This window comes from Burkholderia cenocepacia (assembly GCF_900446215.1).
GTDB classification, from domain to species: Bacteria; Pseudomonadota; Gammaproteobacteria; order Burkholderiales; family Burkholderiaceae; genus Burkholderia; species Burkholderia cenocepacia.
This window is the reverse complement of sequence record NZ_UAQZ01000017.1, coordinates 227,952-250,889: the sequence shown is the minus strand read 5'-3', so window position 1 is coordinate 250,889 and position 22,938 is coordinate 227,952. Positions and strand designations below refer to the sequence as shown.

Here is a 22,938-nt window from a genome sequence, read left to right as displayed (position 1 = left end):
GACTGATCGAATCAACAATGACGTGCGGCTCACGGAGTGAGCCACCCGAGACAATGCCGCCGCCGGCTTAAATCAACATTAAAACCGCCGCCGGCGGCCCGATCGGCGCATGTCGGGACCGGCCATTCAACCTCGCCCGCGCCAGGGAAATCCTGTCGCCGGATGCAACAACAGGCACAATACGGAATTCGCCACGACCGCACGCATGTTCGAGATTCGAACATTGACGGTGCGGCACTGCTGTCCGACCTCCTTCCCAGTCGTCATGAACGCCACGCTCACTCCCGCGCGCGAGTCGAATTCGCCGCGCTTCCTGCTGTTCCTGATCTGCCTGTTCGCGTCCGCCGGCCAACTCGCGATCGACATCTACGTGCCCGCGCTGCCCGACATGGCACGTTCGTTCGCGACCACGCCGCAGGCGATCCAGTCGAGCGTGTCCGGTTACATGGCGGCCTACGCGCTCGGCCAGCTGATCTTCGGGCCGATCGCCGACGCCTACGGCCGCAAGCGCGTGCTCGCGTTCGGGCTCGTGATCTACACGATCGGCTGCCTGCTGTCCCTCGGCGCGCCGAACCTGGAGACGTTCGTGCTCGCACGCTGCCTGCAGGGCTTCGGGATCGCGACGACCAACCTGCTGGCGAAGGCGATCATCACCGATTCGTTTTCCGGCCAGGCGCTGATGCACGCGTTCACGTACATGTCGATCGCATGGGGGCTGGCGCCGATCATCGCGCCGGTGATCGGCGCGCACCTGCAGGAATGGTTCGGCTGGCGTGCGTGCCTCGTGTTCCTGCTGGTCTACTCGCTGGCGATGTGGGCGCTGCTGTGGCGCTACCGCGAGACCTTGCCGAAGCCGGTGCATCTCGAGCCGCGCACGCTGATGGCGAACGCGGGCAAGGTGCTGGCCAGCCCGGTGTTCCAGAGCTGCTTCCTCGCCCAGGGGCTGTGCTACAGCATCCTGCTGGTGTTCAACATCGTCGGGCCGTTCATGGTCCAGACCACGCTGCACAAGCCGCCGACCTTCTTCGGTTATCTCGCGCTCGGCATCGGCCTCATGTATTTCCTCGGCGGTTTGTCGAACCGGATTCACGGGCGCGGGCTGCCGAGCGCCGAGCAACGGCTGCGGATCGGCGCGCGCGTGATGGCGGGCGCGTCGGTCGCGATGCTGGTGCTGGCGCTGACCGTCGGCCTGCGCGTGTGGACGCTCGCGACGCCGGTGCTCGTGATGGGTTTCTGCGCCGGTGCGATGTATCCGACGCTGATGGCCAAGGGCAATTCGCTGTTTCCGCATATCGCCGGCCTGACGAGCGCGATTCTCGGCTGTGCGCTGCTGCTCGTGTCGTCCGCGATGATGGGGCTGGCCGGTTTCGTGTCGATTCACGTGCTGACGCCGCTGGCGGTGTTTTTCGTCGCGTTGTCGTTCATCGTCGTGTGGATGGTGACGAAGCTGCTGCGGTATCTGTCGCAGCAGCAGGCGGCGCCGGTGGTGTGCGGGAGCGGGGAGGCGGCGTAAGCGCCGGGTGGTGACCGCGGCCCACGAGCCGGATCCTGCTGAATCGCGTCGCCCGGTCCGACGCCGCTGACGTGATCGCCGCGAACCATCCGGCAAGCGTGCGTCGATCGCGCTGGTTCGACGGCTCGGGTTCAGGCAAGCGGGATGTTCGCCGCGCTGTCTGCGCATCGGCGGCGAATGGCGCGACCACGAGCGTTTGGGCATTGCTGGCCGACGACGCGCGCGAAGCCGGCACCTGACGGTCGATTCCCGTCCCGGTCACATTCCTTGCAGCGGATGCGCGGCCCCGGCCTGCTGCAACAGCGACACGGCAACCGGATCCGGCAGTCCGTTCGGATCGATCGCGCCAGCCTTCGCCAGCGCAACGAGATCGCCGTCGACGCCCGGTTGCCCGACCACGAACGAGGTGGTCAGGAACGCCGGCGCGGCGAGCGAGACCGCATAGCGCTGCTGCAGGTTCGTCACGACGGCCGATTGCGCGGCCTGCACGGTGTCCGGGCTGTTCATGGCCCGCTGGTAGCGCAGGCTGCCCTGGAAATTGCCGATCAGCCCGGCCGTGTTCGTCCCGAGTTGCGCCGCGAGATAGACCAGCATCAGCTCGGTCTCGGGCGTCGTGTTGAAGGTGCCGCCCGCATAGGCGAGCGAATGCAGGCTCGCGCCGCCCGACGCCACGGTGATGACGCATGGCAGCGCGGCGTCGAGCGTCACACGGTAGTTGCCGCCGCCGTCCGTCAGCGTCGTTGCCGAGCCGACCGCGCAATTGACCGTGACCTGCGCGCTCGCGAGCGCGTCGCCCGTCGCGGCCGTGCCTGATAGCGCGACGGTCTGCGTGTTGTCGTTGAAGCATACGTCGACACCGAAGCAGGCATCGCCGTTGCAGGCCTGGAGGGCGGCGAGCGCTGCAACGCACAAGACGCCCAGCGCGGGGCGGGTGAAGCGTTCGTGGCGGATGTTCATGGTCGCAGGCCATCGAGAGAATGAGGCAACCGGTGCGCGTCGGGAATGCGGCGCTGCTGTCATTCTAGGTGCTGAACCGCGGTGCTGCTGGCCCGTTCGGTCTGCCGCTGGCGGCTTGCGCGCGGTATGGCCGGGCCGGGGCGTCATTGGCGCGGGTGGCGGGCCGGCGCCAAGACGTAAGCGAGCAACAGGCTCAGCAGAACGCTGAGCCCGAGCACGTGCCAGTGGCTGGCGAGCAATCGCTGGAAGTGTTCGCCCATGTCCGGCGTGATCCACCAGCAGCTTATCGGATGCATGCGAGCCTGGTGGCATTCCAGGATGCCGCCGTTGCGATACGCGTCCCACAGGCTGTCGGCGGCATACAGGCCCAAGCAGAGCGGGATGATCTGTACGCCATGCCGGAGCAGTTTGCCCTCGGTTTCGGGTGTCATCGTTGTCGGTCCGGGATCGGCCTGCGTCGGTTCGTCGTCGGTGCCCGAATGCACCGCATGCGCGATATTGTCGAACTAATTCATCCCGTCCACAATGATTTGCGGCTTGGCCGGTCCGGTCGAATAATCGGGCGACTGCACTCGACTTCTCCGGCCGGCCGCCGAAGGCGAATACGGCCGGCCAGTACGGCCGGCTCGCCGCCTCAGGGCTTGCGCGCGGCCGGCTTCGCGAACGCGCCGCGCACCTCGAAGCCGATCGCATCGGCGACGTTGCCGCGCGCATCGACGAGTTCGAGCCGGTGCCGGCCCGGCCATGGCAGCCACGCGACGCGATCGGCATGCCCGATCACCTTGTCGTCGAGCCGCCACGCGAACTTCGCCGCGCGCCCGGACGAGCGCTCGAACCAGATCCGCTGGTTCTTCGGCGGAATGTCCGGGTCGATCGCGAAGATCGTGCCGTCGGTCGGCGCGCCGATCGTCAACGGCGCGCGCGCGCCGTCCTTGCCCGGCGTGACGGGCGCCGCGAGCCGGATCGTGTCGACCGCCGTGCCCGCGATGAACCACTCGTTGCGGGCCGGCTCGATGTCGCGCTCGAACGCGATGCGGCGCGTCTCGACGCCGGCCGGCGCACGCGGCGCACGGCTCGGCAGGTCGCGGTGCAGATAGCCGACGACGGCCGACCACACGGGCGACGCGCCCGTGACGCCCGACACGTCCCACATCGGCGAGCCGTCCGCATTGCCGACCCATACGCCGACCGTATAGCGCGACGTGAAACCGACGGTCCAGTTGTCGCGCATGTCCTTGCTCGTGCCGGTCTTGACCGCGGAAAAGAAGCGCGTCGCGAGCGGGTTGTCGAAGCCGAACGTGCGCACGCGCGCATTGTTGTCGGACAGGATGTCGGTGACGACGAAACTGGCCGCCTCGCTGAACACGCGCGTGCCGGCGTCCGGCCGCGCGGGCGCCGCTGCGCCGGCTGCCGCCGTCGGCGCCCCGGCCGGCAGGTCGACGACCTTGCGCGCGACGCCGCCGTTCGCGAGCGCGCGGTATGCATTGGTCAGCGACAGCAGCGTGACGTCGGCACTGCCGAGCGCGAGGCTGAAGCCGTAGTAATCGCCTTCCTGCGCGAGCGGCAGGCCGAGTGCGGTCAGCGTGCGCGCGAAGCGGTGCGGCGTGACGAGCACGAGCGCGCGCACGGCCGGCACGTTCAGCGAACCACCGAGCGCGCTGCGCACGCTCACCCAGCCCTTGAAATCCTTGTCGTAGTTCTGCGGAATGTACAGGCCGCCGCCGGCGGCGAGGTTGATCGGCGCATCGTCGAGCAGCGACGCGGCCGTCAGCCGCTTCTCGTCGAGCGCCTGTGCATAGAGGAACGGCTTGAGCGTCGAGCCGGCCTGACGCGGCGCGAGCACGGCATCGACGTCGCGCGCGCTCGACAGCGCCCCCGACGAACCGACCCACGCGCGGATCTCGCCGGTCGCGTTGTCGATCACGACCACCGCGCCGTCCTGTACGTTGCGCCGGTGCGCGGGCGCGTCGAGCTCGGTCAGCGCGCGCGTCAGCGTGTCGCGCGCGAAGCGCTGCAGCGGCGCATCGAGCGTCGTGCGGATCTGCGCGCCGGCCGCCGGCTTGACCTCGGCCGCGATGCGCCGCGCGAAGTGCGGGGCGAGGGCGGCGCCGTCGTCGCGGACGGTATTGGCTGGGCGTGCGACGACGAGCTGCACGTAGCCGTCGAGCGACGCGCATGCCTGCTCGGCATGCATGTCGCGCAGGATCCGGCACGCGCGCTCGGCGATCTTCGCGGGTGCCGCGTTCGGCGCCCGCACGAGGGCGGCCGCGATCGCGGCCTCGCGCGCGTCGAGGCCCGACGGCGCCTTGCCGAACAGCACCTGCGACAGCGCGCCGAGCCCGATCGTCTCGCCGCGGAACGGCACCAGGTTCAGGTAGGCCTCGAGGATCTGGTCCTTGCGCCAGCTGCGTTCGAGCCACAGCGCGTTCACGGCCTGCGTGGCTTTCTGCGGCAGCGAGCGCTGACCCGAGCGGCGCGGCGAATCGCTGAGCAGGCCCGCGAGCTGCATCGTGACGGTCGACGCGCCGCGCGTGCGCTCGTTCCACAGGTTGCCCCACGCGGCGCCGGCGATGCCGCGCCAGTCGACGCCGCTGTGTTCGTAGAAGCGCTTGTCCTCGGACACGACGATCGCCTCGCGGAACGCGGGCGATACGTCGGCGAGCGACACCCAGTCGCCGCGCCGTTCGGTGAGGTCGATGCGCGTGCGCTGCAGCGGCGTGCCGTCGCGCGCGAGCAGCACCCAGTCGGAACTGCGCCAGTTGCGGCGCACGTCGTCGTAGCCGGGCAGCGCATGCGCGACGAGCGGCGCGGCCAGTACGACGGCGACGAATACGCGGCCGGCGAAACGCGCCGGCCGCGGCAAAGCCAGATCGATCATCACTTGCTCGTTACTTGCCCGCGTCGGCCGGCTTCACGGTCAGCGGCGGGTTCGGCCACAGGCCGTACACGGACGGTGCATACAGCGCCTCGACGCGCGTCGGCGGCAGGCCGAACGTGCCGACGTTGTTCAGCCGCACCGTGTACTCGACCGAGAATTTGCCCTTCGGCAAATAGTCGTAGTACGCACGATAGCCGTCGAAGTCGCGCTCGATGAACGCCGGCCATGCACCGTCCGGCGTTTTCTCGCCCTGCGTCGCGGCTTCGGAATCGCGGCCGAGGCCCGAGCCGAGGATCGTCGCGCCGGACGGAATCGGATCGTTGACGACGACCCACGTCATGTCGCTCTGCGCATCGATGTCGAGATGCACGCGCACGACGTCGCCGCGCGTCAGCACGCCCTTGACGGCCGGCGATACGGGTGTGACGGTCTTCGTGATCCGGTAGCCGGCCGCGAACGGCGCGCGCAGCGGCACGGCGGCGAGGCTTTCGACGGTCGCCCACGGGCGACCGGTGCCGTCCTGCGTGACCGACAGCGTCGCCGGCCCCTGTGACGCACGCGGCCACGGCATCAGCACGCTGCGCGCGGCGGCCGCGCGGGTCGCGGGCGTAGCGGACGCCGACGGCGCCGCCGACGCGGGCGTATCGGCGGGCGCGGCCGAGCCTGCCTGCGACCACGAGATCGCGCGTTCGTTGCCGCCGAGCGCGATCTTCGTCGTGCCGGCAACCGGCGTGCTCTCGTAGGTGCGCGAGAAGCGCTCGACCGCGAGCAGGCCGAGCGCGTTCGACGTGGTCGTCTGCCAGGCGCCCTGGCGTTGCAGCGCGAGCAGGCCGGCGGTCACGCGCGGCATTTCATCCTTCCATGCCGGGTCGCCCGCGAATTCCAGCGCGAGACGGGCGGCATTGGTCTCGTTGCTGGTCATCAGCCACCACAGGTCGTCGTCGCGCGCGGTCGAGAACACGAGCTGCGTGCCCTGGTACGTCAGGCGCGCCCGCAGGATCTGGTCGACCTGCGCGCGTTTCTCGTCGCGTTGCGGGATGTCCTTCACGCGCGTCAGGATCGCGTGATAGTCGATCACCGCCGACGTCGGCCACTGGTTCGGCGCGATCTCGATCGAGCCGAGCATGCGGCCCTGCGCGGCGCCATAGCGCGACAGCGCCTCGATCGCGGCGAGCTTGCGCAGGTCGCGATCCTGGCGCGGCGCCCACGCGTTGCGCTCGAGGCGACCGTCGACGAAGCGCGCGAGCCCGGCTTCGAGCTGCGTGCGCAGGTCTTCCGGCAGCGCGAAGCGCGGATCGAGACGGCTGGCTTCGTCGGACACCACGAGCAGGTACGACGACAGCGTCGGGCTGCCATGGTGCGAATCGTCGGACGACGGCGGGAAATAGCTCGCCAGCCCGTCGCTGTCGAGATAGACGGGCATGCGTGCGATCAGCGCCTGCCATTGCGCGGGGTCGCGCAGCCCGATCGCACGCGACGTCTGCTGTTCGAGGCAGCGGTACGGATAGCGCTCGAACCAGCGGCGCACGCCGGGCAGGCCGTCGGCGAGCTTCGACTGCAGCGACACGGCGATGCCGCCGCGCGGTACGCCCTGGGCATTGCTCACCGCGCCGGCCGGGGCCGCCACGGGCACCGTCAGCGTGCCGTCGACCTGCGCGAGCGTCGCCTGCTGCACCGTGACCGGCAGCGCGGGCACGACCTTCTGCGCGACTGCCAGCGCGTCGGACGCGCGCTTGCCGCCTTGCTCGGCCGCCTCGATGCGCCAGTTCAGCGCACCGGCCGCATCGAGCGCCTGTTCGGGCACGGTGATCGTCCACGCGACTTCGGTGGCCGCATTCGCCGCCAGCGACACGGTTTGCGGTGCGACGTCGAGGCCCGTCACGTGCGGCGTCACGACGACCTGCATCGCGCGGTCGGTCGTGTTGCGCAGCGTGACCTGCGCACGGAACGCGTCGCCTTCGCGCACGAGCGGCGGCAGGCCGGAGATCAGCTGCAGATCCTGCGTGCTGCGGATCGACGTGCTGCCCGTGCCGAAACGGTCGGGGCCGACCGCCGCGATCGCGACGATCCGGAAGCGCGTGAGCGCGTCGTTCAGCGGCACCTCGACGGTCGCGCTGCCGTTGGCGTCGAGCGTCACGCGCGGGTTCCACAGCAGCAGCGTGTCGAACAGCTCGCGGGTCGGCGCGCTGCCGCCCCCGCCGCCGGCCGGCACGGCCTTGCGGCCGAAGTGGCGGCGGCCGACGATTTCCATCTGCGCGGTGGCCGTCTCGACACCGTACGCGCGCCGGCGCAGCATCGCGTCGAGCAGATCCCAGCTGTTGTTCGGCATCAGTTCGAGCAACGCCTCGTCGACGGCCGCAATGGCAATCTGCGTGCCGGCCGGTGCCGGCTGGCCGTTCGGCAGCGTGACCTTCACGTGCGCCTGCGCCTTGCCGCGCACCGTGTAGCGCGTCGCGTCGGTCGTCACGGTCACGCCGAGGCGGTGAACGCCCGTGCCGACCTTGATCTCGCCGAGCCCGTAGCGGAACGCGGGCTTCGACAGGTCGACGAACGCGGTCGGCGCTTCATAGTGGCGGCCTTCGCGCCAGAACGCGCGCGCCCATTCGACCGGCGCCTTCCAGCCCCACGTGAAGAACGAGTACCACGGCACCTCGCGAATCCGGCCGCGCAGCGCGAGCACCGACACGTAGACGTTCGGCCCCCACGAGTCGCCGACCTTCAGGTCCACGGTCGGGTTCTTGCCGTTCAGCTCGACGATGTGCGTTTCCATCACGCCGCCGCGCTCGACCGCGACGAGCGCGGTCGCGTAGCGGAACGGCATGCGCACCTGGAAGCGGGCCGTTTCGCCCGGTTCGTACGACGTTTTCTCGGGGATCACGTCGATCCGGTCGGTGTTGTCGCCGCCGAACCAGAGTTCGTCCTCGCGCGTGACCCACACCGACGTCGATGCATTCGACGTGCGGCCGTCGCCGTCCTTCGCGACCGCGATCAGCTGCACGTTGCCGGCCTGTTCGAGCGTCGCGTCGCAGGCCATGCGGCCCTTGTCGTCGGTCTTGCCCGAGCACAGCACGCCGAGGTCGCGCGTATCGCTCTTGTTGTCGTACGCATAGAAGCCGCCGACCATCCGCTTGCGCGACGACGTCGTGATGCGCGCGACGCCCTTGATCTCGATCGGCACCGACGCGCGCGGCTTGCCCTGCAGGTCGACCGCCAGGGCCTGCACCGGCACGCGCTGGCCGACCGACACCCAGCGGCCGGCCTTGATGCCGGCCACCACCGCGGCCGGCCACAGGATCGTGTCGCCGCGGATCGTCTGCACTTCGCCGTTCGGGTCCGCGAACGTCGCCTCCAGCGCGATGCGCTTCGGTGCGTCGACGTCCGGCAGGCCCTTGAGCGTGACGGTGCCCGCGCCGTTGCGGTCAAGCGTCAGCGGCAGCTTGTCGGCGATCAGCTTCGTCGCGTCGGGGTCGTGGTTCGACGACGACGCGTTGTCGCCGTCCTGCGCATCGTCGTCGGCGTTGCCGTCGCTCGTGTCGGGGCGATACGGCGTGAAGCTGAAATCCTCGAAGCGATCGGCGAACGGCGGCGACGCCCACTTCATCAGCGCCGACACCTGTACCGGCAGGTTCGATGCGCCGCCGCCCGACACGTAGTCGATCTGCACCGCGAGCGGCGCTTCCTTCGCGGCGACGAGCGGGCTCTTCTGCGCGTCGCGCGCGCCGATCGAGCCTTTCAGCACCGGCAGGCGGAACGCCTCGACCCGGAAGCTGCCGCTGTAGTAGGTGGCGCTCGGCGCATCTTCCGGGCCGCCTTCGAGTTCGACGCTGTATTCGCCGAGCTTCGCGGCGGCCGGCAGCGTGAACTGCGAGTCCGCGCTGTGGTCGGCCGCCCACGTGAGCGGCAGCTTGTAGGTCTGGCCCGTGCCGAGATGGCGGATCGCGACGCGCGTCGGGTATTGCGACGGGAACGCGAGACTCTGCAGCGTCTCGGTGCGGATGAAATGCTTCATCGACACGGTTTCGCCGGCGCGCAGCAACGTGCGGTCGAACACCGTATGCGCGCGCACGGTCGGCGCGCTGTCGGTGTCGGTCGGCACGTTGAAGCGCCACGATTCGATCCCGCGGTTCCAGCCCGAGCTGACGAACGCCATGTCGGGGCCCGTCTTCGGGTCGTCGACGCGCGCCGACACGAAGTAGTCGTCGAAGCGCTGCTCCGACGAGCTGCACGCGCGCTTCGGCTCGAACGGCCCGTCGATCTTCAGCAGGCCTTGCGCGTCGGTCTTGCCGGCCGCGATTTCGTCGCCGTTGCAGTCCGACACGCGGATCTGCGCGTTCGGCACCGGCTTGCCCTTGTCGAGCGTCGTGACCCACACGAGATTGTTCTCGCGGCCCTGCTTCAGGTGCACGCCGAGGTTCGTGACGAGCACGGTGGTGCGCACGTACATGCTCGACGGCTTCGCGAGCAGCGAGCGGCCGAGCGCGGGCGACGCGAGTTCGAGCACGTAGAAGCCGGGCTTGTCGATCGGCACGCCGACCACTTCGAACGGGCGCAGCGTCTTCGGGTCGGCCTTCGGCAGCGTCAGCACCTGCGCGCCGGGCTCGCCCGTCAGCAGCGACAGCGAGCGCACGTCGATGCGGCGGTTCTTCGGCGCCGGCTGTTTTTCGCCGGCTTCGAGCGGCACGTACACGGGGTGCTGGCCCTTGCGTTGCAGCAGGCCGGGAATCTGGTCGTCGATCGAGCCGGCCGTCATCGACCAGTTGTCGAAGCGATCGACGGTGCGCATCCATTGACGGATCGCGGTGTCGTTCTCGACCTTCAGGTTCGCGAATTGCGCGCCGCCCGCATTGAGGCCTGCGATATGCAGGTCGGCCTCGACGTTGCGCAGCGTGACGGGCACCAGCGCCGGCGTACCGGGTTCGGCGAAGCGCTCGACGATCCCGAAGGTGCCCGACGAGAATTTCGCGAGCGGCGGCATCGGCGCGGTGCGCGTCGCGAGCGGGAACAGGTCGGCGTTGGACAGCGGCCGGTCGGTCACGTCGTGCAGGCCCGACGGCAGCTCGACGGTCAGGGCGGCCTGCGCGGGCAGCGGCGGGTTGAACGTGACGGTCGTCACTTCCTCGCTGTGATCGTCGGCCGCGAAGGTCGGCGACAGCGAACCGTCGGGGCCGCGCAGCTTGATCGCTTCGGCCTGCTTGCGCGCGACCGGTGCGTTGAACGACAGCGTGAGCGGGCGCAGCGGCGTGCAGGGCGCCTTCGCGTTCTCGCGTTCGCACGAGAAGCTCGCGGCGAACGGTGCGCGCACGGTGAAATCGAAGCGCCGTTCGGTTTCGTTCGCGATGCCGCTCGGGCTGGCGACGCCCTTGCCGTACACGAGCTGCATCTTCGCGCTCGCCGGCAGCGCCTGCGAGCACGACAGCGTCAGCACGCGCGCCGCCTCCTTCTTCAGCCCGAAATGATCGAGCAGCGCATTGCGCGTATCGTCGTCGGCCGCCGTGACCGGAATGCGGTTGCCGATGCCGGCCGCTTCGCACCAGATGTTCGCGAGCGCCGAACGCGGCTCGGCCGGGCCGTTCAGCTTCATCACGAAGACCTGACGCTCCTCGATCTCGCGGGAGCCGGGGCGCACCGACACCGGGAACGGGCCGCCCGTCTGGAACGTGAAGCGACGCGGGCCGCTCGCCGCATTGCCGGCGACCGAGCGCAGCGTGTCGTTGAGCGCGACCGCGCAGCGGACGCCCGGCGGCAGGTCGCTTTCGAAATCGTAAACCCAGGTCTTGTCGTCGAGCCAGTGGCCCTGGCCGCGCGCGGCCGTCGAATCGTTACAGGTCACGCGCGCCGGATTCGGCGCGGAGGCCGAGCCGAAGGCGACCATCGGTTCGTCGAACTTGACGACGCTCTGCCGGACTTCGGTGACGGTGCCTTGCGGCGACACGCTCACCGTGCGCGCCGCGCCGGCGTGCAGCGACAGGGCCGCGGCGCCGCCGAGCGCCGCGACGGCGCCGATGCGCCAGAGCAGCCGGGTCGTGTGGTTGGTTTGGTTCGTTTCTTTGTTGTACTTGTCGCGCTGCTTCATCGCTCGATTGCCCTCGGAGGGAAGCTTTCTGTTTGATTGCACGGAATTCTAACCGACCGTCATGCGTGCGCAGTGTGGCGTGCAGGTGTGGTGTGTGGTCGGCACGCGACACGCGTGTGCCTGCGGCGGATTTGTCGCGTCGACGACACAAAAATGCAGCGAAATATCGATTGTCCCGGATTGCGGAACATTTAATGGACTATAAAAAGATTGTTCGATCCGATTTGTGCGCGTACATTGCAGGTCCGCGCCAATGTTTGAGAAATATCAAGCGTGGTTTTCCCGAATCCGGTGTTCGAGAGAAGGAAACATGCACAACGACAACACCCCCCAATCGCGTCGTGACGACGACGCAGCCGCAACCGGCATCACGCGGCGTCAATGGCTGCAGGGCGCACTGGCGCTGACGGCGGCGGGCCTCACCGGCTCGCTGGCGTTGCGGGCCCTGGCCGACGATCCCGGCACCGCGCCGCTCGATACGTTCATGACGCTCTCCGAAGCATTGACCGGCAAGAAAGGGCTGAGCCGCGTCACCGGCCAGCGCTATCTGCAGGCCTTGCAGAAGGGCTCGTTCAAGACGGCCGACAGCCTGCCGCAACTCGCCGGTGCGCTCGCATCCGGTTCGCTGAATCCCGACCAGGAATCGCTCGCATTGACGATTCTCGGCGCGTGGTATCTCGGCATCGTCGACAACGTCGTGATTACCTACGAGGAAGCATTAATGTTCAGCGTGGTGTCCGATACGCTCGTGATCCCTTCGTATTGCCCCAACAAACCCGGCTTCTGGGCCGAAAAACCGATCGAGAGGCAAGCCTGATGGCCGATACCGATACGCAAAAAGCCGACGTCGTCGTCGTCGGATCGGGTGTCGCCGGCGCGATCGTTGCGCACCAGCTCGCGATGGCGGGCAAGTCCGTGATCCTGCTGGAAGCCGGCCCGCGCATGCCGCGCTGGGAAATCGTCGAGCGCTTTCGCAACCAGCCCGACAAGACCGATTTCATGGCGCCGTACCCGTCGAGCCCGTGGGCCCCGCATCCGGAATACGGCCCGCCGAACGACTACCTGATCCTGAAGGGCGAGCACAAGTTCAACTCGCAGTACATCCGCGCGGTGGGCGGCACGACGTGGCACTGGGCCGCCTCCGCGTGGCGCTTCATCCCGAACGACTTCAAGATGAAGACGGTGTACGGCGTCGCCCGCGACTGGCCGATCCAGTACGACGACCTCGAGCACTGGTATCAGCGCGCCGAGGAGGAACTCGGCGTGTGGGGCCCGGGCCCCGAGGAAGACCTGTACTCGCCGCGCAAGCAGGCGTACCCGATGCCGCCGCTGCCGTTGTCGTTCAACGAGCAGACCATCAAGAGCGCGCTCAACGGCTATGACCCGAAGTTCCACGTGGTGACCGAGCCGGTCGCCCGCAACAGCCGTCCGTACGACGGCCGGCCCACCTGTTGCGGGAACAACAATTGCATGCCGATCTGCCCGATCGGTGCGATGTACAACGGCATCGTCCACGTCGAGAAGGCCGAGCAGGCCGGCGCGAAGCTGATCGACAGCGCGGTCGTCTACAAGCTCGAGACGGGCCCGGACAAGCGCATCGTCGCCGCGATCTACAAGGACAAGACGGGCGCCGACCATCGCGTCGAAGGCAAGTACTTCGTGCTCGCCGCGAACGGCATCGAGACGCCGAAGATCCTGCTGATGTCCGCGAACCGCGATTTTCCGAACGGCGTCGCGAACAGTTCCGACATGGTCGGCCGCAACCTGATGGACCACCCGGGCACCGGCGTGTCGTTCTACGCGAACGAGAAGCTGTGGCCGGGCCGCGGCCCGCAGGAGATGACGTCGCTGATCGGTTTCCGCGACGGCCCGTTCCGCGCGACCGAAGCCGCGAAGAAGATCCATCTGTCGAACATGTCCCGCATCAACCAGGAGACGCAGAAGATCTTCAAGGCCGGCAAACTGATGAAGCACGAGGAGCTCGACGCGCAGATCCGCGACCGTTCCGCGCGCTACGTGCAGTTCGACTGCTTCCACGAGATTCTGCCGCAGCCCGAGAACCGCATCGTGCCGAGCAAGACGGCCACCGACGCGATCGGCATCCCGCGCCCCGAGATCACGTATGCGATCGACGATTACGTGAAGCGCGGCGCCGTGCACACGCGCGAGGTCTACGCGACGGCCGCGAAGGTGCTGGGCGGCACCGACGTCGTCTTCAACGACGAGTTCGCGCCGAACAACCACATCACGGGCGCGACGATCATGGGCGCGGATGCACGCGACTCGGTCGTCGACAAGGACTGCCGCACGTTCGACCATCCGAACCTGTTCATCTCGAGCAGCTCGACGATGCCGACCGTCGGTACGGTGAACGTGACGCTGACGATCGCGGCGCTCGCGCTGCGGATGTCGGACACGCTGAAGAAGGAAGTCTGACCGTGCGGAAATCTACTCTCACCTTCCTCCTCGCCGGCTGCCTCGCGCTGCCCGGCCTCGCACGCGCGGCCGATTCGGCCGATCCGGCGCAGGTCAAGCGCGGCGAATACCTCGCCGTCGCGGGCGACTGCATGGCATGCCACACCGCGAAGGGCGGCAAGCCGTTCGCGGGCGGCCTCGGCATGCCGGTGCCGATGCTCGGCAAGATCTATACGAGCAACATCACACCGGATCCCGATACCGGCATCGGCAACTGGACGTTCGAGGACTTCGAGCGCGCGGTGCGGCACGGCGTATCGAAGAACGGCGACAACCTGTACCCGGCGATGCCGTACGTGTCGTACGCGAAGATCAACGACGACGACGTGCAGGCGCTGTACGCGTACTTCATGCACGGCGTCGAACCGGTCAAGCAGGCGCCGCCGAAGAACGAGATCCCCGCGCTGCTGAGCATGCGCTGGCCGCTGAAGATCTGGAACTGGCTGTTCCTGAAGGACGGCGTGTACCAGCCGAAGCCCGAGCAGAGCGCCGAGTGGAACCGCGGCGCCTATCTCGTGCAGGGCCTCGCGCACTGCAGCACGTGCCACACGCCGCGCGGCATCGCGATGCAGGAGAAGTCGCTCGACGAAACGGGCGGCAGCTTCCTGTCGGGCTCGGTGCTCGCGGGCTGGGACGGCTACAACATCACGTCCGACCCGAACGCGGGGATCGGCGGCTGGACGCAGCAGCAGCTCGTCCAGTACCTGCGCACCGGCAGCGTGCCGGGCCTCGCGCAGGCGGCCGGCCCGATGGCCGAGGCGATCGAGCACAGCTTCTCGAAGATGACCGAAGCCGACATCGGCGCGATCTCGACGTACATCCGTACGGTGCCGGCCGTCGCCAGCGGCGACGCGAAGCAGTCGCGCTCGTCGTGGGGCAAGCCGGCCGAGGATGGCCTGAAGCTGCGCGGCGTCGCGCTCGCGTCGTCGGGCATCGATCCGGCACGGCTGTATCTCGGCAACTGCGCGACCTGCCACCAGATGCAGGGCAAGGGCACGCCGGACGGTTACTACCCGCCGTTGTTCCACAACTCGACGGTCGGCGCGTCGAATCCGACCAACCTCGTGCAGGTGATCCTGAACGGCGTGCAGCGCAAGGCCGGCAGCGAGGACGTCGGGATGCCCGCGTTCCGCCACGAGCTGTCGGATGCGCAGATCGCCGCGCTGACGAACTACCTGACGGGGCAGTTCGGCAATCCGGCCGCGAAGGTGACCGAGCAGGACGTCGCGAAGCTGCGCTGAAACGCGGCACGCGGCGAGGCAGGGCAACAATAGAAAAGAGGAGGAGCACAGCACATCGGGCGGGCCCCGATGCCGGTTGTTGCAGAGCGGGACGGGCGGCGCAGGCGGTCGCCCGTCCTGGTTCACAGGCAATCCGGTGCGCGCACGCCGCGCATCGTTTTCGTTGATCGAGACCATGACACCGAACCAACCGTTTCTCGCGTCCCAGCGCGATGTGCTGCTGCTGCTGTCCCGAATCCTGCTCGTGATCCTGTTCGTGATGTTCGGCTGGAAGAAGATTATCGACTTCTCCGGTACGATCGCGTTCATGGGCAGCGAGGGCGCGCCGGCGCCGATCATCTCGGCGGCGATCTCCGTCGTGATGGAGCTCATCGTCGGGATTGCGATCCTCGTCGGTTTCCAGACGCGGCCGCTCGCGCTGTTGCTTGCGCTGTACACGATCGGTACCGGCATCATCGGCCACCACTACTGGACGATGACGGGCGGCGAGCAGATCAACAACATGATTCATTTCTACAAGAACATCGCGATCTCGGGCGGCTTGCTCGCGCTCTGCGCGGCGGGCCCCGGACGTTTTTCGATCGATCGCGGATAAGCAGACCCGAGGCGCGTGCATGGGGTGCGCGTCGGACGGTCGAGACTTCGAGGGGGCATCATTTTGCGACTCAAATACTTCGCATGGCTGATTGCGGCCGCCACGCCGGCGGCCGCGTTTGCACAGACGAGCGTCACGCTGTACGGCCGGATCGACGGCGGTATCGAATACCTGAACCACATCGCGACACCGAACGGCAGCAAGTCGCGCTGGAGCGCGGAAAGCGGCGACTGGGGCACCAGCATGTTCGGGCTGAAGGGCGTCGAGGATCTCGGCGGCGGGCTGTCGACGGTGTTCAACCTGGAAACCGCGTTCCAGGTCATGAACGGTCAGACGGGCGGCGGGCGGATGTGGTCACGGCGCGCGTACGTCGGGTTGAAGAGCAACACGTGGGGCCAGCTGCAGGCCGGCCGCAACCTGTTCATCGACAGCGACGGCGTGTGGGAATTCGACCCGTTCGTCCAGCAGGCGTTTTCGTCGGCCTCGCTCGTGCGTGGCCGCAACTGGCAGCAGAGCAGCAACAACATCGAATATCACAGCCCGGTGATCGGCGGCTTCGACGTGCAGGCGCAATACGCGTTCGGCAACCAGTCGCGCGGCTTCAACTACGGCGCGGCCGACGATTTCGGCCGCTCGGACGGGATCATGATCTCGTACCACTCGCCGGTGCTCGACGTGCGCGGCATCTACGACGAACTGCGCGACAACAACGGCAAGTTCAGCAACATTTTCACGGCGTCGCGCGAGTACTTCGTCGGGGCGAACGTGAAGGTGTCGAAGTTCAAGATCCAGGGTGCGTATACGCACTACCAGGCGCCGGACAGCCCGGCCGGTGTCGCCGACCGGGCCGATCACTACTGGCTTGGCGCGACCTATTCGGCTACGCCGCAGTGGGCCGTGACGGGTGGTGGCTACTACGTGAAGGTGGGCGACGGCGGCGGCGATGCGTCGCACGATCCGTCAGGGCACGCGATCATGTATGTGCTCGGCACCACGTACAACCTGTCGAAGCGCACGTTCCTGTACGGCACGGTCGCGTATGCGCGCAACGGCGGAAATTCGAACTTCTCGCTGCTCGCGACGCCGCGTGACGCGACGTCGGGGACGAGCCCGATGACGGGCGAGTCGCAGACGGGTGCGTATGTGGGGATGATGCATACGTTTTGAGTGCGGGCGGTCTGTGTAGCTGAAAAAGGCACGGGTGGCGAAAGCTCCGTGCCTTTTTGCTTTTACTGTGCATGCCGTATCGTCGCTGCCCATGAGCGGACGCGACAGGGTCTTGCACGTGCTCTTCTGCTGCTTCGAGGTCAGTCCTGTTCTCGAAAGTCGGCATGGCGCATCGAACGATCGGCAAGCCGATTCCAGCGAATTGACGGTCCCTGCTGACGCTATTGCAACGCGCGCACTCGCTTACCGCAGTCCGACCGGCGCCCTGCGTCAGAACACGCATGCCTCGGTCGTCGTCAGCACCGCAAACGGCCCGCCAAGCGTCGCATTATGATGCGCGACGATCCGCTCGGCCGGCAGCGCGGGCGTATCCGTGCAGGTGTGCGCATCGGTCACGAGCACCGCGCGAAACCCGAGATCCGCGGCCGCACGGCACGTCGTATCGACGCAGTATTGCGTCTTCATCCCCGCGATCACGATCTCGCCGATCCCCGCCGCATGCAGCCACTCCGCGAGCCGCGTACCCACGAAGCAACTCGGCCGGGTCTTGTCGAACACGATGTCGCGTGCGGTATCGATCGCGAGTGCCGGCAGCAACGCGGCGAGCGGCGCGTCGGGCGCGATCGGAGAGCCGGCCGGGCCGGTGTGACGCACGGCGAACACGGGTGTACCGCTGTCATGCGCACGGTGAATCAGCCGGTTGATATTGGCCAGCACGCGTTCGCCGTCATGCGGACGATCGGGACCATGAAACAGCCCGACCTGCATGTCGATGACGAGCAGCGCGCGTTTCGGGGAAGCGGCTTCGGACATTGCGTTTCTCCTGAGTGGCCGATGCGGACGGAGAAACGACGAGACCCCGTCCGGAACCGGCGGGGCCTGTGGGAATTGAGCCGCTACGATCTTGCGCGCACTCGCCGCACGGGCCCGCCGAAGGCGGTCGTGCGCGTGGTCGTCGAAAGGGTGATCGTGGCGTGGTGCGTGGGCCGATGATGCCCGATGCGCGCGCGCGACGTCAATGACGCTTCGCGTGCCGCGCATCGTCCGCCGTTCAATCCAGCGCCTTCCCGGCCTTCTCGTCCATGCAACGGATCGCAAGCAACGTCATCGCGCCACACCCGATCGCATACCACGCAGGCGCATTCGGATTCCCGGTCGCCGAGATCAGCCACGTGACGAAGAACTGCGCGAATCCGCCGAAGATCGCGACGCCGACGCTATACACCAGCGCACCGCCCGTCGCACGCACCGCCCGCGGAAACAACTCGCCGAGCATCGCGCCCGTCGCACCGATGTTGATCGCATGCACGATCGACAGCGCGGCGATGATCGACAGCAGCGACGCGGCGCCCGGCCAGCGGTTCAGCGCGATGAACGCCGGATAGATTGCGGCCATCAGCACGATGCGCGTCCACCAGACGATCCGGTTACGGCCATATACGTCGGACAGATGGCCGCCGATCGGCGTCACGAGCATCAGGATCGCACCGGCGACGCAGCCGGCCGTCATCGACAGCCAGGTCGGCAGGTGCAGCACCTGCACGCCGTAGATCGCCATGTAGAACACGATGATGTAGTGGATCGACGTGCCGCCGATCGTCACGCCGAGACCCGCGAACACGGCCTTGCCATGGTGGCGCAGCACGTCGGCGAGCGGCAGCGAGGCGACCGGCTCGTCGTGCGCGGCGGCCGGCGCGGCAGCGGGCACTTCCTCGACGGTGTGGCGCAGCCAGTAGCCGATCGGCACGAACAGCGTGCCGATGATGAACGGCACGCGCCAGCCCCAGCTTTCGAGCTGCGCGGCCGTCAGCGTCGACGTCAACGCAACGCCGGTGAGTGCGCCCGCCAATGCGGCGAGCCCCTGGCTCGAGAACTGGAACGATGCGTAGAAGCCGCGACGATGCTGCGGCGCCTGTTCGAGCAGCAGCGTCGTCGATGCGCCGACTTCGCCGCCCGACGCGAACCCCTGGAGCAGTCGCGCGAGCACGAGCAGCAGCGGCGCGGCGATGCCGATCTGCGCGAAGGTCGGCGCGATCGCGATCGTCGCGGTGCCGAGCGCCATCAGCAGCAGCGTGAGGATCATCGCCTTCTTGCGGCCGGCGCGGTCCGCATACATGCCTATCACGAGCCCGCCGAGCGGACGCGTGACGAAGCCGACACCAAAGCTCGCGACCGCGAGCATCAACTGCCCGAACGACGAATGCACGGGAAAGAACAGCTTGCCGATCAGGATCGCGAAGAAGCTGTAGACCGTGAAGTCATAGAACTCGAGCGCGTTGCCGACGGCGGCGGCCGCGATCAGCCGGCGTTTCTTCGCGGCGGCGCGGGCATCGACCGGCGTGCCGGCGAACGGAAGGGCGGACGTTTCCATGGGGTTCCCCCGGTTGAGCGCGAAACTGCGTGGTGAAGGGCCGTCAGGCCGCGAGCCAGGCTTCGGCGACGCGAACCCAGTAGCTCGCGCCGATCGCGAGGATGTCGTCGTTGAAGTCGTAGCCGGGGTTGTGCACCATGCAGCCGCCCTTGCTGCCGATCCCGTTGCCGATGAACGCGTAGCAGCCGGGGCGCGCTTCGAGCATGAACGCGAAATCCTCGCTGCCCATCAGCGGCGCGGCTTCGGTTTCGACGCGGTCGGCGCCGAGCATCTGGCGTGCGACGTCGGCCGCGAACGCGGTCGGTTCCGCGTGATTGACGAGCACGGGGTAGCCATAGTCGTAGTCGACTTCCGCGGTGACGCCGAAGCTCTCCGCCTGCCCCTTCGCGAGCGCTTCGATACGGCGCGCGAGCAGCGCGCGCACGTCGGCATTCAGCGCACGCACCGACAGTTTCATCACGACGGTTTCCGGAATGATGTTGAACGTTTCGCCGGCCTGCACGCTGCCGACCGTGATTACGGCCGCATGCTGCGCGTCGACTTCGCGTGCGACGATCGTCTGCAGCGCGACCATGATGCTGCCCGCGGCCGACATCGGATCGCGCGCGAAATGCGGCATCGCGCCGTGGCCGCCGACGCCGCGCAGCGTGATCGTCACGCGGTCGGCCGACGCCATCGCGGCGCCGGTGCGAAACGCCATGTCGCCGGCCGCGCGGCCCGGCATGTTGTGGATCGCGAAGATCGCGTCGCACGGGAAACGGTCGAACAGGCCGTCGTCCATCATCGCCTTCGCGCCGCCGAAATTTTCCTCGGCCGGCTGGAAGATCAGGTTCAGCGTGCCGGAAAAATGGCGCGTCGCCGCGAGGTGGCGTGCCGCGCACAGCAGCATCGCGGTGTGGCCGTCGTGGCCGCATGCGTGCATCTTGTTCGCGTGGCGGCTTGCGTACGGCAGGCCCGTGGTTTCCGCGAGCGGCAGCGCGTCCATGTCGGCGCGCAGGCCGACGGTACGCGTGCCTTGTCCTGCGCGTAGCACGCCGACCACGCCCGTCTTGCCGATGCCGCGATGCACGTCGTAGCCCCAGCCGGTGAGCAGTTCGGCGACGAGATCGCTGGTGAGCGTCTCTTCGAATGCGAGTTCGGGATGGGCGTGGATGCGGCGGCGGACTTCGACGAGCTCGGGGGCGATCGCGGCGATGCCGGGGATGACGGGGTTCACGGCTTGCAGCATGGTGTCTCCTGTGGGGCCGGGTGGGGCGTCTGATGCGCATGCGACGACCAAGCATATAAATTTCTTTTGCGTACCAGAAGCTGCTAAATTGCTTTGGTGCACACCGTCGGTTGCCGCTCGGGAATACCCTGAGCGATGGCGCCGCGCGCCGCACAGGGTTTCCACGGATCACGCATTGCCCCATGAAATACCATCAGCTGAAAGCGTTCGTCACCGCCGCGGAGGAGGGCAGCATTCGCGCGGCCGCGCGGCGCCTGAACGTGTCGCCGGCCGCGTTGACGAAGGCGGTGAAGGAGCTGGAGATCGCGCTCGGCGTGTCGCTCGTCGTGCGCACCGCGCGCGGCGTGCAGCTCACCGCGTTCGGCCAGCAACTGCAGGTGCGCGCGCGGCTCATCGTCGCCGAAATGCAGCGCGCCCGCGACGACATCGAGCAGGCGCAGGGCGCGATGACGGGTTCCGTCGCGGCGGCGATCACGCCCGCGGCGGCGGTGACGATCCTGCCCGACGCATTCCGTGCGTTCCGGCGCCGCTTTCCGGTGGCGCGCGTCAATCTGGTCGAAGGGTTCCCGGGGGTCGCGCTGCCGCGCCTGCACGACGGCTCGCTCGATTTCGCGGTGGCCGTCGTCGTGCCTGAACTGCTCGCCGCCGAGTTCGATCATGCGGAGCTCTACGCGAGCCGCTCGCTGATCGTCGCGCGCAAAGGGCATCCGCTCGCGTCGGCCACGTCGCTCGCCGATCTCGTCGAGGCCGACTGGCTGATGAATCCGTCGCCGGAAAGCTCCACGCAGGTGTTGTTCAATTCGTTCGTCGCGTACGGGCTGCCGGTGCCGGCGCGCGTCGTCGAATGCCCGAGCTTCGGTCTTGCGCACAGCCTGATGACCGGCTGCGACCTGATCGCATCGATGCCCGAGCAACTGCTGCAAGGCGAGTGGGCGCGCGAGCAGCTCGCGGTGCTGCCGATTCGCGAGCGCCTGCCGGGCGTATCGGTTCAGGTCGTCACGCGCCGCGACAGCCCGCTGACGCCGGCCGCGGCGATGCTGCTCGATTGCCTGCGCGATTCCGCGCGGCGCAAGGGGTTGCGGTGAACCGGCGCCCCACAGAATCACGTAGTGATCCTGACGATCGTGGGCCCGGCACGCACCGGTAGCGCGCCATTCCGATACACGTTGCGCGAGCCGGTATCATAGCGGCCGGCCCGCCGCTCCGGCCGGCCTCCAACTCCATCGCCATCCGGCATCCAGCAATCAGAGGCATCACATGACCAGTGCAACCCAATTCGACAACGTATCGGTCGTCAAGCGCGCGAACGTCTATTTCGACGGCAAGTGCGTGTCGCATACCGTGCTCTTCCCGGACGGCACGCGCAAGACGCTCGGCGTGATCCTGCCGTGCGCGCTCAACTTCGGCACGGATGCGCCCGAATTGATGGAAGTGCAGGCCGGCAAGTGCCGCGTGAAGCTCGACGGCAGCAGCGAATGGCAGACCTACGGCGCCGGCGAATCGTTCTCGGTGCCGGGCAAGAGCCGCTTCGACATCGAAGTGCTCGAGACGCTCGATTACGTCTGCAGCTACCTGTAAGACGCTTTCCGCGCCGCAAAGAAAAAGCCCCGCCGAAGCGGGGCTCGTCGCAAGCGGATGGCGCAAGGCCATCCGGTGCGCCTGTTCTCGTTCGTTACAGGCAGGCGTTGATGTCGCCGGCGGACGCTGCATCGCCGCGCACGCCGACCCACGTCTTCGCACCCGGCTTCCACGACGGACGCACCATCGCGGCGGCGCCGTTCGGCGGCTGCTGGCCCGGTGCGTACACATCGGTCGCGAGGCCGTTGGCCAGCACGTTCTGCGAGATCACCTGTTGTTGCGACTTGTCGGCCCAGGTCTTGGCGATGCACGCCGAAACGTCGGGAGCGTCTTTCTGGCTTTGTCCCACGTTTTGCACGGCAGGTTCAGCGGCATGAGCAGAAATTGCCACGGTCAATGCGATGAGCGGTAAGTATTTCACGTTCACGTTATCTCCCTCGAGTCGTGATTGATTGAGTGGGATGCGCAGCAGTGCTGCGTGCAAGTGAGATCGCATCGGGCGGGCACGGTTCCGGTCATTCCGAAACAAGTTGTTAACGCGCTTGCCAAATGACGGCTCGGATGCTGCGCATGTTGCTGCGGCGCGGCATGCGTCGTGTACGGCTCGACGTCATGCGTGGCGCGGTCGGTGCGCTGCCCGGTCGTGGTGTGGTGAGGTGACGGTCGCGGCAGGCGGCATGTACGTGCATGCCGCGCCGCGACTCTTTATCGAATGGCGAAGTGGAATGGCTATTGGATGGCCCCGTCGCATGAGCACCATGATGACAAACTTTCGTCTGTTGAATTGTTAACCAACTTTAAACGGCGGAAAGCAACGGGAAGGCGATGCGGCGCGCGACGGGCGCACCGTATCGTGGCGCGG

Annotated in this window: 16 protein-coding genes and 1 pseudogene; 9 read left to right on the top strand and 8 right to left on the bottom strand. The window is 67.7% G+C overall.

Translation table 11 applies throughout. The features are described 5' to 3' along the window. The first annotated feature begins 265 nt into the window (after positions 1-265). Both DTA15_RS35645 and DTA15_RS35640 read left to right on the top strand, forming a co-directional pair. Positions 266-1,513 carry a multidrug effflux MFS transporter gene (locus DTA15_RS35645; RefSeq protein WP_006488708.1) on the top strand — a complete coding sequence of 416 codons (1,248 nt, stop codon included), beginning with the start codon at positions 266-268 and terminating at the stop codon, positions 1,511-1,513. A 91-nt stretch (positions 1,514-1,604) separates the two neighbouring features. Continuing rightward, positions 1,605-1,752: pseudogene (locus tag DTA15_RS35640) on the top strand (GNAT family N-acetyltransferase); the annotation flags it as partial. Positions 1,753-1,771: 19 nt separating this feature from the next. On the opposite strand, the gene DTA15_RS35635 reads toward DTA15_RS35640, so the two are convergent. The 4 genes from DTA15_RS35635 to DTA15_RS35620 form a co-directional block, all read right to left on the bottom strand. Next, positions 1,772-2,470: a hypothetical protein gene (locus DTA15_RS35635; protein ID WP_006488705.1), complete on the bottom strand. Its 699-nt coding sequence runs from the start codon at positions 2,468-2,470 to the stop codon at positions 1,772-1,774. Positions 2,471-2,613: 143 nt separating this feature from the next. After that, positions 2,614-2,901: a hypothetical protein gene (locus DTA15_RS35630; protein WP_012493379.1), complete on the bottom strand. Its 288-nt coding sequence runs from the start codon at positions 2,899-2,901 to the stop codon at positions 2,614-2,616. A 203-nt stretch (positions 2,902-3,104) separates the two neighbouring features. Continuing rightward, a complete protein-coding gene (pbpC, locus tag DTA15_RS35625; protein WP_020979736.1) occupies positions 3,105-5,348 on the bottom strand; it encodes a penicillin-binding protein 1C in 2,244 nt (747 codons plus the stop codon). Between the two features lie 10 nt (positions 5,349-5,358). Beyond that, the gene (locus DTA15_RS35620; RefSeq protein WP_012493377.1) at positions 5,359-11,421 is read right to left on the bottom strand and encodes an alpha-2-macroglobulin family protein; all 6,063 of its coding nucleotides are present in this window, start codon (positions 11,419-11,421) and stop codon (positions 5,359-5,361) included. A 310-nt stretch (positions 11,422-11,731) separates the two neighbouring features. Here DTA15_RS35620 and DTA15_RS35610 point away from each other — a divergent pair, with 310 nt between their 5' ends. The 5 genes from DTA15_RS35610 (at position 11,732) to DTA15_RS35590 (ending at position 16,899) form a co-directional block, all read left to right on the top strand. Then, the gene (locus DTA15_RS35610) at positions 11,732-12,238 is read left to right on the top strand and encodes a sugar dehydrogenase complex small subunit (protein ID WP_006482974.1); all 507 of its coding nucleotides are present in this window, start codon (positions 11,732-11,734) and stop codon (positions 12,236-12,238) included. Further along, positions 12,238-13,857: a GMC family oxidoreductase gene (locus DTA15_RS35605; protein WP_006482972.1), complete on the top strand. Its 1,620-nt coding sequence runs from the start codon at positions 12,238-12,240 to the stop codon at positions 13,855-13,857. The genes DTA15_RS35610 and DTA15_RS35605 overlap by 1 nt, the downstream gene beginning before the upstream one ends. A gap of 2 nt (positions 13,858-13,859) precedes the next feature. After that, entirely contained in the window at positions 13,860-15,137 is a 1,278-nt protein-coding gene (locus tag DTA15_RS35600; protein ID WP_006482958.1) for a cytochrome c, read from the top strand. Between the two features lie 175 nt (positions 15,138-15,312). Further along, the gene (locus DTA15_RS35595) at positions 15,313-15,732 is read left to right on the top strand and encodes a DoxX family protein (RefSeq protein WP_012493376.1); all 420 of its coding nucleotides are present in this window, start codon (positions 15,313-15,315) and stop codon (positions 15,730-15,732) included. 63 nt (positions 15,733-15,795) lie between these two features. Beyond that, the gene (locus DTA15_RS35590) at positions 15,796-16,899 is read left to right on the top strand and encodes a porin (protein ID WP_006482966.1); all 1,104 of its coding nucleotides are present in this window, start codon (positions 15,796-15,798) and stop codon (positions 16,897-16,899) included. A gap of 270 nt (positions 16,900-17,169) precedes the next feature. On the opposite strand, the gene DTA15_RS35585 is transcribed toward DTA15_RS35590, so the two are convergent. The 3 genes from DTA15_RS35585 to DTA15_RS35575 all read right to left on the bottom strand — a co-directional run bounded on the left by DTA15_RS35585 (position 17,170) and on the right by DTA15_RS35575 (position 20,498). Beyond that, positions 17,170-17,712: a cysteine hydrolase family protein gene (locus DTA15_RS35585; protein ID WP_006482959.1), complete on the bottom strand. Its 543-nt coding sequence runs from the start codon at positions 17,710-17,712 to the stop codon at positions 17,170-17,172. Between the two features lie 238 nt (positions 17,713-17,950). Beyond that, entirely contained in the window at positions 17,951-19,270 is a 1,320-nt protein-coding gene (locus DTA15_RS35580) for an MFS transporter (protein WP_006482956.1), read from the bottom strand. A gap of 43 nt (positions 19,271-19,313) precedes the next feature. Beyond that, positions 19,314-20,498, bottom strand: a complete 1,185-nt coding sequence (locus DTA15_RS35575) for a M20 aminoacylase family protein (RefSeq protein ID WP_006482953.1) — start codon at positions 20,496-20,498, stop codon at positions 19,314-19,316. A 182-nt stretch (positions 20,499-20,680) separates the two neighbouring features. Between DTA15_RS35575 and DTA15_RS35570 the strand changes: the two genes are divergently transcribed. Both DTA15_RS35570 and ppnP read left to right on the top strand, forming a co-directional pair. Next, positions 20,681-21,583, top strand: a complete 903-nt coding sequence (locus DTA15_RS35570) for a LysR substrate-binding domain-containing protein (protein WP_006482963.1) — start codon at positions 20,681-20,683, stop codon at positions 21,581-21,583. Between the two features lie 172 nt (positions 21,584-21,755). Next, on the top strand, positions 21,756-22,076 hold the full coding sequence (ppnP, locus tag DTA15_RS35565; RefSeq protein WP_006478890.1) for a pyrimidine/purine nucleoside phosphorylase: 321 nt from the start codon (positions 21,756-21,758) through the stop codon (positions 22,074-22,076). A 94-nt stretch (positions 22,077-22,170) separates the two neighbouring features. Here the strand turns inward: ppnP and DTA15_RS35560 are convergent, their stop codons facing one another. After that, complete coding sequence (locus DTA15_RS35560) at positions 22,171-22,503, bottom strand: hypothetical protein (protein ID WP_006482964.1); 333 nt, start codon at positions 22,501-22,503, stop codon at positions 22,171-22,173. Between the last annotated feature and the right edge of the window lie 435 nt (positions 22,504-22,938).